This window comes from Streptococcus mitis (assembly GCF_002096815.1).
GTDB lineage: Bacteria > Bacillota > Bacilli > Lactobacillales > Streptococcaceae > Streptococcus > Streptococcus mitis_AD.
Window position 1 is genome coordinate 70,075 of record NZ_NCVJ01000019.1, and the last position, 12,318, is coordinate 82,392.

Consider the following 12,318-nt stretch of genomic DNA (forward strand, 5'->3'; position numbering starts at 1 on the left):
CCATCTTGTTGATTTTATTCATAACGAAGGGCTTCGATTGGATCAAGTTTCGATGCCTTGTTGGCTGGCAAGACTCCAAAAATCATACCAACACTAGCCGAAACTGCAAGACTAAATAGGGCAACCGGGATTGACACTCCTACTTCTATACCTGCAATCAATCCTTGCAAGAGTATGCCAGCTATAGCGGTTAAGCCTGTCGCAATGATTAGACCAATAACTCCGCCTAGCAAAGTCAAAATCATGGCTTCAATCAAAAACTGAATTAAAATATTGGCACGCGTTGCACCCAAAGCCTTACGGAGACCAATCTCACGCGTTCGCTCCGTCACCGAAACCAGCATGATGTTCATAACACCAGTCCCTCCAACAAAGAGAGAAATTCCTGCGATGGCACTAATAATCGTAGTTATAAATCCAAAAAGTTGTTGTACTTCTTGGAAGGCTGCAGTCGCATCTGCTACCTGATACTCCCCTTGCTGAAGACCAGCAATCTCGGTCAATTTTCTAGCTAATTCTGGTCCCACCGTCGGTGTCAAACTAGTATCATTGACACGGAAGACAATATCAGAAATTTCATCCATATTGAAGTTATTGGCAAGAGAAATATTAGTCGTAATTGGAAGTCCACCAATACCAAAAGTCTTGGCAGTCTTGGCCTCATCGCTGGTATAGACACCAATGACACGATAGCTAAAGCCACCAACATCTATAACCTGGTTAACAGCTTCTTGAGCAGATCCAAACAGGCTATTAGCAAGTTCTTGGTCTAGCAAAATGACACTGGCCACATCTTTATAATCCTGAGCTATGAGACTGCGGCCTGCAACAATTTCATTTTCAACCGCCTTCATGTAAGTAATATTTCCACCTGTCAAGCTAGCGCGCTCCACTTTTTTGTCTTTATAAGACAGGGTGGTATTGGTCGAGTTGGTTACATAGTAACTATCTACACCTTTAACTTTAGCAGCCTCCTTGACCCAAGCTTCTTGTGGTTTTGGTGGTTCCACAGGAACTTCCTCTTCTTTCCCAGAAACTGTCAATGCTGATTGCTTTTGGGTAAAAGAACCGTCTTTACTTTTAATAGGCGAGAAAAAGACATGGATATTCTTCTGTGACTTGGTCATATTTTTATTGACCTGACGAGACATGGAATCTCCCAGAGCCATAATCACAACAACAGATGAAACACCAATGATAATCCCAATCATAGTAAGAAAAGAGCGCATCTTATGGGCCATGATAGATGAAAAGGCAAATTTCAGATTCTGCATCTTAGTTTTCCTCCTTTTCTAACTGAGCACTATCAGATGAAATAACTCCATCTCGAATGACAATCTGGCGTTTGGCATAAGCAGCGATCTCAGGCTCATGCGTTACCATGATAATGGTTTTTCCTTCTTTATTTAGTTCAACCAATAGTTGCATGATTTGGTTTCCTGTTTTGGTATCCAAGGCTCCTGTCGGTTCGTCCGCTAGGATAATAGAAGGATTGTTCACCAAGGCACGCGCAATAGCCACACGTTGCTTTTGACCACCAGATAATTCCGAAGGCAAATGGTGACTACGTTCTGTCAATTCAACCTTATCTAAATATTCCTCAGCTAACTTGCGACGTTTTGAAGCCGAAACTCCTGCGTAAATCAAGGGCAATTCTACATTTTGTAGAGCATTGAGTTTTGATAGAAGAAAAAATTGCTGGAAGACAAAACCGATTTGTTGGTTACGAACCTTTGCTAACTGTTTTTCACCTAGTCCAGCTACTTCTTGACCTTCAAGATAATATTCTCCACTGCTTGGTGTATCCAACATACCAATCGTGTTCATCAGAGTGGACTTACCAGACCCAGAGGGTCCCATGATGGCAACAAATTCACCCTCATTCACTTCTAGGTTGATATTTTTGAGAACCTGCAGTTCTTGGTCGCCATTACGGTAGCTTCTGCAGATATTTTTTAGACTAATTAGTTGCTTCATCAGCCTTCACCTCTTTTCCTTCCTCTAGAGAAGACGTTGGGTTACTGATGACCTTGACTCCATTTGTCAGACCTGAAGTGATTTCTTGGTTGTCTGCATCAGCATTACCCAAACCAACTTCCACTTTCTTGGCCTTTTTCTGCTCGTCAAGCACCCAGACATAGTTCTTATCATTTTCAGTCACAACACTTGTTAGAGGAACCAAAATGGCTTTACTCTTATTCTTAACCTCAACACTTACTGAGAATCCTTGTTTCAAATCACCGATTTCACTTGTAACATCGATGGTATATGGATATTTAGAACCAGAATTACCACCTGTTGCGGCAGTAGCTGCACTTGCTGCTTCACCACTAGTTTTAGGATAGTCAGAGATATAGCTAATCTTACCTGTCCAGCTCTTATCTTGGTAAACTTTAGAAGTAAAGGTTACTTCTTGTCCTACAGAGAGGTTGGCAAGGTTATATTCAGATAGTTCACCCTTAACTTGCAAGTTTTCATTACTTACGACATGAACGACTACTTGACTAGCTCCTGTTGGAGATTTAGAAACATTGTGGTTGACTTCAACCACAGTTCCCTCCAGGGTACTGAGAACCGTCATGGCATCCAACTGACTTTGAGCCTTACTTAATTGCGCTTCTGCATCTGCACGAGCATCACGGGCATCACCTAGTTGTGCATCAATAGATGAAACTGCATTTCCTGAGACTGGAGCTGGAGTTTGCCCTGCAGCTCCTTCGCCTCCTGCTGGTGCTGGTAACTGTGGAGCCGGAGCTGAAGCGGCTTCATTTCGTGCTTGATTGAGTTCATTGATATGACGATCTGCCTTAGCTACTGCTCGGCTAGCTGAATCATAGGCCGCCTGGGCTTCTGAACTACTGTACTTGACTAAAGCCTGTCCTTCGCTGACCTTATCACCCACAGAAACAAGGATTTCATCTAAATCTCCCTTACTAGCATCAAAATAAACATATTGTTCATTTTTTGCTGTTACTGTCCCTGACAATAAAACAGAGGACGCCACGCTTCCTTCCTTGGCAACAACAAGATGAGTAGGCTCATCTTTTACAGCGGTCTGAGATGGTTGTCTAAAGAGCAAAATCCCCCCAGCACCTAATACAACTACACTTGCAGCACCGATTGCTGCATACAATTGCCACTTTTTAGCTTTACGATTCTTCTTCATAATGAAACTCCTTTTTGATTTAAAGTCCTTAACAATATTATATAAAAATTAGCAAATATAAACAATAACAGTTCAGAACGAAATAATGACATTTCGGGATTTGATTATTGTTCGGAATCTATTTTTTACTACCATTGTACTAGTTATATAATACACTTTATTTTTCCTTTTTGCAAGCCTTTTCTTTAATTTTTTTGAACGTAGCAGATTTTTGCAATCAAATCAAAAAAAAGATAGAATATGACTATCAAAAAATGACACTCTACTATTTAAAAGAGTATAAAGGAGTTTTCAATGAGAGAATATGATATCATTGCTATCGGTGGTGGTAGCGGAGGAATTGCTACCATGAACCGTGCTGGTGAACACGGAGCTAAAGCGGCCGTTATTGAGGAAAAGAAATTAGGTGGAACCTGTGTCAACGTCGGTTGTGTTCCTAAAAAAATCATGTGGTACGGGGCGCAAATCGCTGAGACTTTCCATCAATTTGGAGAAGACTACGGCTTTAAGACTACTGATCTTAACTTTGACTTTGCTACCCTACGTCGCAATCGTGAAGCCTATATTGATCGCGCTCGTTCTTCTTATGATGGCAGTTTTAAACGCAACGGAGTAGACTTGATTGAAGGCCATGCTGAATTTGTAGATTCTCATACTGTCAGCGTAAATGGTGAACTGATTCGTGCTAAACATATCGTGATTGCTACTGGTGCCCATCCCAGTATTCCAAACGTTCCTGGTGCTGAACTAGGTGGCTCTTCTGATGATGTATTTGCTTGGGAAGAATTGCCAGAGTCAGTTGCTATTCTAGGCGCTGGTTATATTGCCGTTGAATTGGCTGGCGTACTCCACACTTTTGGTGTCAAGACAGACCTCTTTGTTCGCCGTGATCGTCCTTTACGTGGTTTTGATTCTTACATCGTTGAAGGTCTGGTCAAGGAAATGGAAAGAACAAACTTACCACTTCACACTCACAAAGTCCCTGTTAAGTTAGAAAAAACTGCTGAAGGCATTACCATTCATTTCGAAGATGGTACTAGTCACACAGCTAGTCAAGTTATCTGGGCTACTGGTCGCCGTCCAAACGTTAAGGGCTTGCAACTTGAAAAAGCTGGAGTAACTCTGAACGAACGTGGCTTTATCCAAGTAGATGAATACCAAAATACTGTTATTGAAGGAATCTACGCTCTAGGTGATGTAACAGGTGAAAAAGAACTAACTCCAGTTGCTATCAAAGCTGGACGTACCCTATCTGAACGTCTCTTTAACGGAAAAACTACTGCAAAAATGGATTACTCAACTATTCCAACTGTCGTCTTTTCACACCCTGCTATCGGAACTGTTGGTTTGACAGAAGAGCAAGCTATTAAAGAATACGGTCAAGACCAAATCAAGGTTTACAAATCAAGCTTTACGTCTATGTACTCTGCTTGCACTGACAACCGTCAAGAAACACGTTTCAAATTGATCACAGCAGGTTCAGAAGAAAAAGTTGTCGGACTTCATGGAATTGGCTATGGTGTTGATGAAATGATTCAAGGATTTGCTGTTGCTATCAAAATGGGAGCAACCAAGGCAGACTTTGATGCAACTGTGGCGATTCACCCAACTGCATCTGAAGAATTTGTAACTATGCGTTAATCGAAACAACAGAAGCTGATACAAATGTGTCTGCTTCTTTTTTGATGTTTTCGAATCGATGAAAACAACTTAACCAATAAGCAAAATCGGCCGTTACAGTTTTTGTTACCTTGTTTTAAAAAATTGGTTGACAATAATTACTCTACGAGTATAATAGTTACTATACATCAGAAAAGAGGTTAACTATTTTGAAAAAAGCTCATATTTATGCTATCCCTGCTATTGGAGCTGCTCTCATTGCTGTTTTGGCACAAATCAGTCTTCCAATTGGACCTGTTCCCTTCACTCTGCAAAACTTTGCAATCGGCTTGATTGCAACTGTCTTTAGACCAAGAGAGGCTGTACTTTCTGTTGGACTCTATCTTCTTCTAGGTGCTATCGGTCTTCCTGTTTTTGCAGGAGGTGGAGCTGGTTTTCAGGCTTTAGTTGGTCCTACTGCAGGCTATCTTTGGTTTTATCTTGTTTATTCTGGACTTACATCCTCTCTAACCAACAGCAAGAGTAGTGTTGTCAAGATTTTTCTTGCAAACCTCTTGGGTGATGCCCTTGTCTTTGTCGGCGGGATTCTCAGCTTACATTTTCTTGCTGGAATGGCATTTGAAAAAGCTCTTGTTGTGGGGGTCATTCCCTTTATCATTCCAGACCTTGGTAAAATTATTGCTATTAGTTTTATTAGCCGTCCATTACTTCAACGCCTTAAAAATCAAGCTTACTTTGCTAACTAAAAAAGGATATCGAGTTGTCATGACTCAATATCCTTTTCATTCATTTTGACAACTTAGTTGCCTTTAAAGGCATCCACCATCGTTTGAAATTCTTCATTTGAGAGAGTGATCCCTTTACCCATTTTAGTATGGTCTGGACTCCAAGCACGAATATCAAACTTTGCAGGGGCTCCATTAAAGCTCACACGGTTGATTTCCTTGGTCCAACCTTTTTCGTTTTCAGAAAGAGTCAACAAGTGCTCTTCGATTTCAAATGTAAATTCTGCCATTTTCTTCTCCTTTTTTTGCTTTCATTTGATTATTCGTAAAATCTTGTAGATTTTAGGAAAATTTTATATAATATTGATATAAAAGAAGGGAGGCCAATATGAGACATAAATTCCAGCAAGTTCTAGATAAAATACATGACTTTTTAAATGGACATGAAGAACCAGACCATACTGAAAGCAACTCCCTTACAGCCACTATTGAAGAGGCTATCCAGAAACAAACTGCTGTTCACCTTATCTTGTCTGAGACAAGTTTTACAGGTGACATCATCAAATACGATCAGCAACGCCAGCAAATTATCGTGAAAAATTTTGCCAAAAATATGAGCCGTATTATCCGCATAAGCGATATTCAACGCCTACGATTTGTCCCTTCCACCGTCCAAACAGCCCAAAAAAATAGATTTAAGAAAGAGTGAGATGTAGTTGCTTCATCCCACTCTTTTTTCTTAGCGAATTTGTTCAAAATGTAAATGAACTGCGATATGATCTCCATAACCACTTCTTTCCAAGTCACGTTGTAGACGATAGGAAATGTAGTGTTCTGCAATGGTAATGTAACCTGCACCCAGTAAACGATGTTCAACCATAGACTGAATCATGCTGATGGTAGCACGTTCCACCTTGGCTTCTTCCAAATCCAAAACCACTTTCTTAGTGACTTGTGCAAGGTTTTGACGCAAATCATCTGTCAATACATAGACAGTCTGGGCTGCTTTTAAGATAGCTTGGTAAATCTTGTCTGGATTAAATTCAGCAATTTCTCCATCACGTTTGATTACTTGCATAGGTTTCTCCTTTATTCTTTGTTTTCTTTAATTTCTGCCAGCATTTTTTCTTCTTCTGCTGTCAGTTGATAATGTTCAAGCAAATCCGGTCTGCGTTCATAGGTTTTCTTCAAACTCTCATACAATCGCCACTGACGAATCTTTTCATGGTGCCCGCTCATCAGAACATCTGGGACAACCATGCCTCGATAATCATAGGGACGTGTGTACTGAGGATATTCAAGAAGGCCTGAAGAAAAACTATCATCTTGGTGGCTAGACTCCTTGCCAATCACTTCTGGAATCAGGCGTACCGTAGCATCAATCATAGTCATAGCCGCCAACTCTCCTCCAGTCAGGACATAGTCGCCCAAGGAGATCTCATCTGTCACCAAGGTCTTAATACGCTCGTCATAGCCCTCATAGTGACCGCAGATAAATATCAGTTCCGCTTCTTTGGCCAAATCCTCAGCATAAGCTTGATCGAACTGCTTGCCAGCTGGGTCTAGGAGAATGACGCGCGGATTTTTCTTTTCAATAGCATCAAAGGCATCGAAAATGGGTTGGGCTCGGAGCAACATCCCCTGACCACCTCCGTAGGGCTCATCGTCGACATGGCGGGCCTTTTCAGCATATTCTCGAAAATTATGATACTGGATATCCAAGAGCCCTTTTTCTCGAGCCTTTCCAACGATTGAATGCTCTAGAGGAGAAAACATCTCTGGAAAAAGGGTTAAAATATCAATCTTCATCGTCTAACCCTTCTAATATTTCCACATCGACGCGGTTATTTGGAATATCAACATTGAGAACCACTGGTGGGATATAAGGCAATAATAAATCACGCTTGCCTTTTCGCTTGACCACCCAGACATCGTTGGCACCTGGTTGCAGGATTTCCTTGATAGTTCCAATCAGATTCTCTCCCTCATAGACTTCCAAACCGATAATCTCATGATAGTAGAATTCACCATCGTCTAGATCATTCAAATCTTCCTCAGCAACCTTGAGACTGTACCCCTTGTACTTTTCAATGGTATTGATATGGTACATATCTTTGAATTTAATAATGTCAAAGTTCTTCTGTTTACGGTGGCTAGCAATGGTCACTGTTTGAACAAACTGATCTTTTTCATCAAACAAAGCCAGCTCAGCCCCTTTTTTAAACCGTTCTTCTGCAAAATCCGTCACAGACAAGACTCGCATCTCACCCTGTAACCCCTGCGTATTGACGATTTTCCCAACATTAAAGTAGTTCATCTTGTCTCCTGTAGTCTATTTATTTCCATCTTATTCTGACAATTCTCGAATAATAGTCACAATTTTTTCTGATTCTGACCATTGTAAATAATGGTGATTCCCTCCTAAAATGAGTTTAGTATTGGAAGTCCAATATTCTGATTCTCTGTACTCTTTTTCTCTATAAGCCTGACAAAAAATAAATACAGGGACATGAGATTCTATCGACAAATTCTCAAAATCTTCCTCAGTAATCTCTCCAGATATCTGAAATTCTGAATCTTGATTTTGCAACTCTGAACCTTTTTCTTGCATTATTTCCCAGATTTCTTTATTGATTTCAGGGCTAAATGTGGCTTGAGTTAAGCTCTTAAAATAAAGTTCAGGACCACACTCCTCAATCAGCATCATCTGCTCTTCCATTTCTGGATAAGGATTTTCTGAAAAATCAGCAAACATGACTTTTTTAGTTGTCGGTTCAATTGCTACTAAAGCCTGACACTTAATTGGTTTCTTGAGCAACTTGCAAGCTAAAATTCCACTCAAACTATGTGCACAAAGTATATATTCAGAAATCGCCAATTCTTCAAGTACTTCATAAACCGCATCTGCAAGATTATCCAGATTTTTTCCAGCTTGGTCATGAATCGGACTTCTACCTGTGTTTGGAAAATCAATTGTCAAATAACCAATTGTGGGAGGAAGTTTTTCGAGTATAAGTGAAAAATTTTCATAACTTGGTAGCAAACCTGCACCACTTAAACAAACTAGCATTTTCTTTTGCTTTTGATAAGTAACAGAGAGACTACCAATTTCTGTAGATACTTCAATCCTCTTCATAAAGAAATCCACTCATTCTGTATAATGAATTATAAAAAATCCTTATCCTTTATTTTATCACGTTCCAAGGATTTTCTCAAGTTGGAGAAAAAGTATGTCAACTCTCGAATTCCTTCAAAAATCCTTCCAAATCACGTTCATGTTGGTACTTAATGGCTGCAGTTTTGTCTTTCTCAAAGATGGTTTTAGTTAGGTCAATATGGTTGATGGCTGCGATTGCGACGGTGTAGTGAATGATATCAGCCAGTTCTTTTGCTAGTTCCTCGTTCGAATCCTGAACGCCCTCTTTTCGACCAGAGCGCCCATTCAAAACTTCGGCTACTTCTCCGACTTCCTCCACTAGCTTGATAAAAAGACCTTCCTCAGTCCGAGACTGCTGGTAATGTTCGAGTAAGTAGTCTTGTAATTGTCTAAACGTTAAATCCTTCATATCCTGCTCCTCGCAAAAAAAGCGAGACATTCGTCCCGCCTTTCTTATTTTTCGTCAATAACGATTCTTACTTTTTTGTCTTCAGTTGGGACAGAGTAGACAATCGTTCTTATCGCAGAAATAGTGCGACCCTTACGACCGATTACACGACCCACATCGCTTTGATCAAGATCCAAATGATATTCCAAAAACTCTGGTGTATCTTCAATCTTGATAGTTAAGGCATCTGGTTGTGAAATCAAGGGTTTCACAATCGCAATAATGAGATTTTCAATCGTATCCATCTGTCAACCTACTTTAAACTTATTTTGAGAATTTAGAATCGTGGAATTTTTTCAATACGCCTTCTTTTGAAAGGATGTTGCGAACTGTATCTGAAGGTTGAGCTCCATCAGCCAACCATGCAAGAACGCGGTCTTCTTTCAAAGTTACTTGGTTTTCAGCAACAAGTGGGTTGTAAGTTCCAACTGTTTCGATGAAACGTCCGTCACGTGGTGAACGTGAATCTGCTACGTTGATACGGTAGAAAGGTTTTTTCTTAGAACCCATACGAGTCAAACGGATTTTAACTGCCATTTTTAAAGTCTCTTTTCTTATTTTTTATTTCGGTGAAATAGCTAAGCTATTTAGCACATGTTCTATTATATCAGATTTCTGACAGGTGTCAAGAAAAAAACTTGACAGACTATAAAATTTTTAAACCATTTAGAAATTTGTTATTTTTTTAAAGAAAAACCAGAAAGAGAATGTCATGAATGCTATTGTAGAAAAATTTTACAAAGACCACCAAGTTAAGCCCTTCATCTCACCTGAACGTGATTTTGATACTTGGCTCCTAAATCCCAAGCCCGTTCCCAAGCGAAACATCAAGGATTTTAAGAACGAAATCTACTAATTAAGTTATAAAATATGAATTAATAGATTCTAAATAGGGAAATAATTTAGTTCTGTAAAAATTAACTTCTACACCTATAACGCTTATTCTGACAGACTTTATAACAGTCTAAGAAAAAAAGTAGAGATTCATACGGTATCTAGATTTTCCAAAAATTCTTTATCATCAAATATTATTAACGAAACTATCCAAACCAAATCCGATGCATTGCTTCAAAGAATTCTTTACTTGTTTGACTATCGAGGGCTTTTATTAAAAAAATTTTTCAAATAATTGCTACCTTGGCACATAAATTCTTGCTTTCTAAATTTAAATGTGATATATTTATAACATAAAATTTAAGTGTTATATATTTATAACACAAAAAAGGAGTCTATCATGAAAAAAAGTCAAAAAATGCGTGGCCTCATTGCAATGATTGCCGTAGCTCTCTTTATTGATTTTATTGTTTTATTTGGTTCTAATCTTAGTTGGGGACCCAAGTTAGTTATTACTTGTATTTCAGTGTTAGGTCAAATTGTAGCTATTTGGGGCTGGCTACATATGAAGCCATGGCCTCATAAAAGTCAGAAAGGTAAGAGAAAGATTATTTTTGACTTGTCTGTTAAGCTTTACACGATACTTGTGTTTGCAGCAAGCATTTTTTATACAGTAGGGCTTTGGGTTGCAACCCCTAGCGTAAGTTCTGGTATTAAAGAATGGAGTTTCGGAATTATCCTCGTTATTGAAGTGATTCTATTTGGTTTTTTCTCTTTAAAAAATGTCAAGGAAACTCCGGACGAACGCTTTTATGCTAATTTAGCAAAGGCAGCTAGCTTGATGTTTGTTTTTATGCTAGGTGCACTGATGATCCTAGCAGTTATCATTGGATATATAGGGTCTCTCACGCTTTACATGGGCCAGATCTTTATTAATATAGCTGCCTTGATTTTAATCTTTGCGGTTGTCTATTTTATCTTGGAACGGAGAGGATAAGCATGGCCAAAGAAAGCAAGATTATTACTAATCTCAAATCTGTTCGTGAGTCCACAGGCATGACCCAGCAAGAGTTAGCCGACCTCATCGGCATGCGACGCGAGACAATTCTGCACTTGGAAAATAACCGTTACAATCCTTCGCTGGAAATGGCTCTTAAAATTGCTCAAGTTTTTAATCTGAAAGTAGAAGACCTCTTTGAACTCAGACAGAAAGAGGAAGCATAATTCTTTTCGAGACCTAGTATTAAGTTCATTGACTAATTAGAAATTGAAGCCAAAAGAAAAAATCCTTTGAAAATGTGCTCTTTTAAAATATAGTAATTCTTTCGAATTAACGTTTACTAATTGTGATGCTTTACGAGCTTTCTTAAGATCTGGTTTCCTAAATACTTCGAGTACACTTATGGTATTGATACCTCTAAACAAGCGACTTTCAGGTTGGCTTCCTCTTAAACTGTCTTGTCACTAACATTTGAAATCCACTTCCTTTTAGGGTACAATGGTAGAAATGAATTTTTGAGAGGAATAGAATGAAAAAACTAGCAACCCTTCTTTTACTATCCACTGTAGCTCTAGCTGGATGTAACAACATCCAACGTAGTTTGCGTGGTGATGACTATGTAGATTCTAGCTTGGCTGCTGAAGAAAGTTCCAAAGCAGCTGCCCAATCTGCCAAGGAGTTAAACGATGCTTTAACAAACGAAAACGCCAATTTCCCACAACTATCTAAAGAAGTTGCTGAAGACGAGGCTGAAGTGATTCTACACACAAGTCAAGGAGATATCCGTATCAAACTCTTCCCTAAACTCGCTCCTCTAGCGGTTGAAAACTTCCTCACTCATGCCAAAGAAGGCTACTATAACGGCATTACCTTCCACCGTGTCATTGATGGTTTCATGGTTCAAACTGGAGATCCCAAAGGGGACGGTACAGGCGGTCAGTCCATCTGGCATGACAAGGATAAGACTAAAGACAAGGGAACTGGTTTCAAAAACGAGATTACTCCTTATCTCTATAACATCCGGGGTGCTCTTTCTATGGCTAATACTGGTCAACCAAACACCAATGGCAGCCAGTTCTTTATCAACCAAAATTCTACAGATACCTCTGCTAAACTCCCTACAAGCAAGTATCCAAAGAAAATCATCGAAGCCTATAAAGAAGGGGGAAACCCTAGTCTAGACGGCAAACACCCAGTCTTTGGTCAAGTGATTGACGGTATGGATGTTGTAGATAAGATTGCTAAAGCCGAAAAAGATGAGAAAGACAAACCAACGACTGCTATTACTATCGATAGCATCGAAGTGGTGAAAGACTACGATTTTAAATCTTAAAAACCAAAAAATACAGTATCCGCATTCGATACTGT

General features: G+C 39.4%; 18 protein-coding genes. 7 read left to right on the forward strand and 11 right to left on the reverse strand.

Features of this window, described 5'->3' with window-relative positions; genetic code table 11:
• Nucleotides 1-14: 14 nt before the first annotated feature.
• The 3 genes from B7696_RS04420 to B7696_RS04430 are packed head-to-tail and all read right to left on the reverse strand — an operon-like array spanning nt 15 to nt 3,169.
• On the reverse strand, nt 15-1,274 hold the full coding sequence (locus B7696_RS04420; RefSeq protein WP_084862376.1) for an ABC transporter permease: 1,260 nt from the start codon (nt 1,272-1,274) through the stop codon (nt 15-17).
• Between the two features lies 1 nt (nt 1,275).
• The gene (locus B7696_RS04425; protein WP_084862378.1) at nt 1,276-1,977 is read right to left on the reverse strand and encodes an ABC transporter ATP-binding protein; all 702 of its coding nucleotides are present in this window, start codon (nt 1,975-1,977) and stop codon (nt 1,276-1,278) included.
• A complete protein-coding gene (locus tag B7696_RS04430; protein WP_033684942.1) occupies nt 1,961-3,169 on the reverse strand; it encodes an efflux RND transporter periplasmic adaptor subunit in 1,209 nt (402 codons plus the stop codon). Before B7696_RS04430 ends, B7696_RS04425 begins: the two co-directional genes overlap by 17 nt.
• 291 nt (nt 3,170-3,460) lie before the next feature.
• Here B7696_RS04430 and gor point away from each other — a divergent pair, with 291 nt between their 5' ends.
• Nucleotides 3,461-4,807, forward strand: a complete 1,347-nt coding sequence (gene gor / locus B7696_RS04435) for a glutathione-disulfide reductase (RefSeq protein ID WP_033684941.1) — start codon at nt 3,461-3,463, stop codon at nt 4,805-4,807.
• A gap of 188 nt (nt 4,808-4,995) precedes the next feature.
• Nucleotides 4,996-5,532 carry a biotin transporter BioY gene (locus B7696_RS04440; protein WP_023946412.1) on the forward strand — a complete coding sequence of 179 codons (537 nt, stop codon included), beginning with the start codon at nt 4,996-4,998 and terminating at the stop codon, nt 5,530-5,532.
• A 53-nt stretch (nt 5,533-5,585) separates the two neighbouring features.
• On the opposite strand, the gene B7696_RS04445 is transcribed toward B7696_RS04440, so the two are convergent.
• Nucleotides 5,586-5,801: a YdbC family protein gene (locus tag B7696_RS04445; protein ID WP_000807422.1), complete on the reverse strand. Its 216-nt coding sequence runs from the start codon at nt 5,799-5,801 to the stop codon at nt 5,586-5,588.
• A 98-nt stretch (nt 5,802-5,899) separates the two neighbouring features.
• Here B7696_RS04445 and B7696_RS04450 point away from each other — a divergent pair, with 98 nt between their 5' ends.
• A complete protein-coding gene (locus B7696_RS04450; protein ID WP_084862380.1) occupies nt 5,900-6,220 on the forward strand; it encodes a hypothetical protein in 321 nt (106 codons plus the stop codon).
• 30 nt (nt 6,221-6,250) lie between these two features.
• On the opposite strand, the gene B7696_RS04455 is transcribed toward B7696_RS04450, so the two are convergent.
• The 7 genes from B7696_RS04455 to rpsP all read right to left on the reverse strand — a co-directional run bounded on the left by B7696_RS04455 (nt 6,251) and on the right by rpsP (nt 9,653).
• Nucleotides 6,251-6,589 (reverse strand): ATP cone domain-containing protein, encoded by a 339-nt coding sequence (locus tag B7696_RS04455; protein ID WP_001196040.1) that lies wholly within the window; start codon nt 6,587-6,589, stop codon nt 6,251-6,253.
• Nucleotides 6,590-6,600: 11 nt separating this feature from the next.
• Complete coding sequence (gene trmD, locus B7696_RS04460) at nt 6,601-7,320, reverse strand: tRNA (guanosine(37)-N1)-methyltransferase TrmD (protein ID WP_084862382.1); 720 nt, start codon at nt 7,318-7,320, stop codon at nt 6,601-6,603.
• On the reverse strand, nt 7,310-7,828 hold the full coding sequence (gene rimM / locus B7696_RS04465; protein ID WP_084862384.1) for a ribosome maturation factor RimM: 519 nt from the start codon (nt 7,826-7,828) through the stop codon (nt 7,310-7,312). Before rimM ends, trmD begins: the two co-directional genes overlap by 11 nt.
• Nucleotides 7,829-7,858: 30 nt before the next feature.
• A complete protein-coding gene (locus B7696_RS04470; RefSeq protein WP_024057003.1) occupies nt 7,859-8,647 on the reverse strand; it encodes an alpha/beta fold hydrolase in 789 nt (262 codons plus the stop codon).
• Between the two features lie 97 nt (nt 8,648-8,744).
• A complete protein-coding gene (locus B7696_RS04475; protein ID WP_024057004.1) occupies nt 8,745-9,077 on the reverse strand; it encodes a MazG nucleotide pyrophosphohydrolase domain-containing protein in 333 nt (110 codons plus the stop codon).
• Nucleotides 9,078-9,121: 44 nt separating this feature from the next.
• Complete coding sequence (kphA, locus tag B7696_RS04480) at nt 9,122-9,361, reverse strand: RNA-binding protein KphA (RefSeq protein WP_000379617.1); 240 nt, start codon at nt 9,359-9,361, stop codon at nt 9,122-9,124.
• A gap of 19 nt (nt 9,362-9,380) precedes the next feature.
• Complete coding sequence (gene rpsP, locus B7696_RS04485; RefSeq protein ID WP_000268760.1) at nt 9,381-9,653, reverse strand: 30S ribosomal protein S16; 273 nt, start codon at nt 9,651-9,653, stop codon at nt 9,381-9,383.
• A gap of 175 nt (nt 9,654-9,828) precedes the next feature.
• On the opposite strand from rpsP, the gene B7696_RS10420 reads away from it, so the two are divergent.
• The 4 genes from B7696_RS10420 (at nt 9,829) to B7696_RS04500 (ending at nt 12,283) form a co-directional block, all read left to right on the forward strand.
• Nucleotides 9,829-9,972, forward strand: a complete 144-nt coding sequence (locus B7696_RS10420) for a hypothetical protein (protein WP_192855393.1) — start codon at nt 9,829-9,831, stop codon at nt 9,970-9,972.
• Between the two features lie 378 nt (nt 9,973-10,350).
• Nucleotides 10,351-10,947 carry a hypothetical protein gene (locus tag B7696_RS04490; RefSeq protein ID WP_084862386.1) on the forward strand — a complete coding sequence of 199 codons (597 nt, stop codon included), beginning with the start codon at nt 10,351-10,353 and terminating at the stop codon, nt 10,945-10,947.
• A gap of 2 nt (nt 10,948-10,949) precedes the next feature.
• Nucleotides 10,950-11,174 carry a helix-turn-helix transcriptional regulator gene (locus B7696_RS04495; RefSeq protein ID WP_001041097.1) on the forward strand — a complete coding sequence of 75 codons (225 nt, stop codon included), beginning with the start codon at nt 10,950-10,952 and terminating at the stop codon, nt 11,172-11,174.
• Nucleotides 11,175-11,479: 305 nt separating this feature from the next.
• On the forward strand, nt 11,480-12,283 hold the full coding sequence (locus tag B7696_RS04500; RefSeq protein WP_084862389.1) for a peptidylprolyl isomerase: 804 nt from the start codon (nt 11,480-11,482) through the stop codon (nt 12,281-12,283).
• Nucleotides 12,284-12,318: the final 35 nt, after the last annotated feature.

Excerpts from the sequence above, each read along its gene's own strand:
- B7696_RS04450 (WP_084862380.1), top strand. The coding sequence starts at position 5,900 with ATGAGACATAAATTCCAGCAAGTTCTAGATAAAATACATGACTTTTTA.
- B7696_RS04420 (WP_084862376.1), bottom strand. The coding sequence starts at position 1,274 with ATGCAGAATCTGAAATTTGCCTTTTCATCTATCATGGCCCATAAGATG.
- rimM (WP_084862384.1), bottom strand. The coding sequence starts at position 7,828 with ATGAACTACTTTAATGTTGGGAAAATCGTCAATACGCAGGGGTTACAG.
- B7696_RS04470 (WP_024057003.1), bottom strand. The coding sequence starts at position 8,647 with ATGAAGAGGATTGAAGTATCTACAGAAATTGGTAGTCTCTCTGTTACT.
- B7696_RS04495 (WP_001041097.1), top strand. The coding sequence starts at position 10,950 with ATGGCCAAAGAAAGCAAGATTATTACTAATCTCAAATCTGTTCGTGAG.
- kphA (WP_000379617.1), bottom strand. The coding sequence starts at position 9,361 with ATGGATACGATTGAAAATCTCATTATTGCGATTGTGAAACCCTTGATT.
- trmD (WP_084862382.1), bottom strand. The coding sequence starts at position 7,320 with ATGAAGATTGATATTTTAACCCTTTTTCCAGAGATGTTTTCTCCTCTA.
- gor (WP_033684941.1), top strand. The coding sequence starts at position 3,461 with ATGAGAGAATATGATATCATTGCTATCGGTGGTGGTAGCGGAGGAATT.
- rpsP (WP_000268760.1), bottom strand. The coding sequence starts at position 9,653 with ATGGCAGTTAAAATCCGTTTGACTCGTATGGGTTCTAAGAAAAAACCT.
- B7696_RS04445 (WP_000807422.1), bottom strand. The coding sequence starts at position 5,801 with ATGGCAGAATTTACATTTGAAATCGAAGAGCACTTGTTGACTCTTTCT.
- B7696_RS04475 (WP_024057004.1), bottom strand. The coding sequence starts at position 9,077 with ATGAAGGATTTAACGTTTAGACAATTACAAGACTACTTACTCGAACAT.
- B7696_RS04490 (WP_084862386.1), top strand. The coding sequence starts at position 10,351 with ATGAAAAAAAGTCAAAAAATGCGTGGCCTCATTGCAATGATTGCCGTA.
- B7696_RS10420 (WP_192855393.1), top strand. The coding sequence starts at position 9,829 with ATGAATGCTATTGTAGAAAAATTTTACAAAGACCACCAAGTTAAGCCC.
- B7696_RS04500 (WP_084862389.1), top strand. The coding sequence starts at position 11,480 with ATGAAAAAACTAGCAACCCTTCTTTTACTATCCACTGTAGCTCTAGCT.
- B7696_RS04455 (WP_001196040.1), bottom strand. The coding sequence starts at position 6,589 with ATGCAAGTAATCAAACGTGATGGAGAAATTGCTGAATTTAATCCAGAC.
- B7696_RS04425 (WP_084862378.1), bottom strand. The coding sequence starts at position 1,977 with ATGAAGCAACTAATTAGTCTAAAAAATATCTGCAGAAGCTACCGTAAT.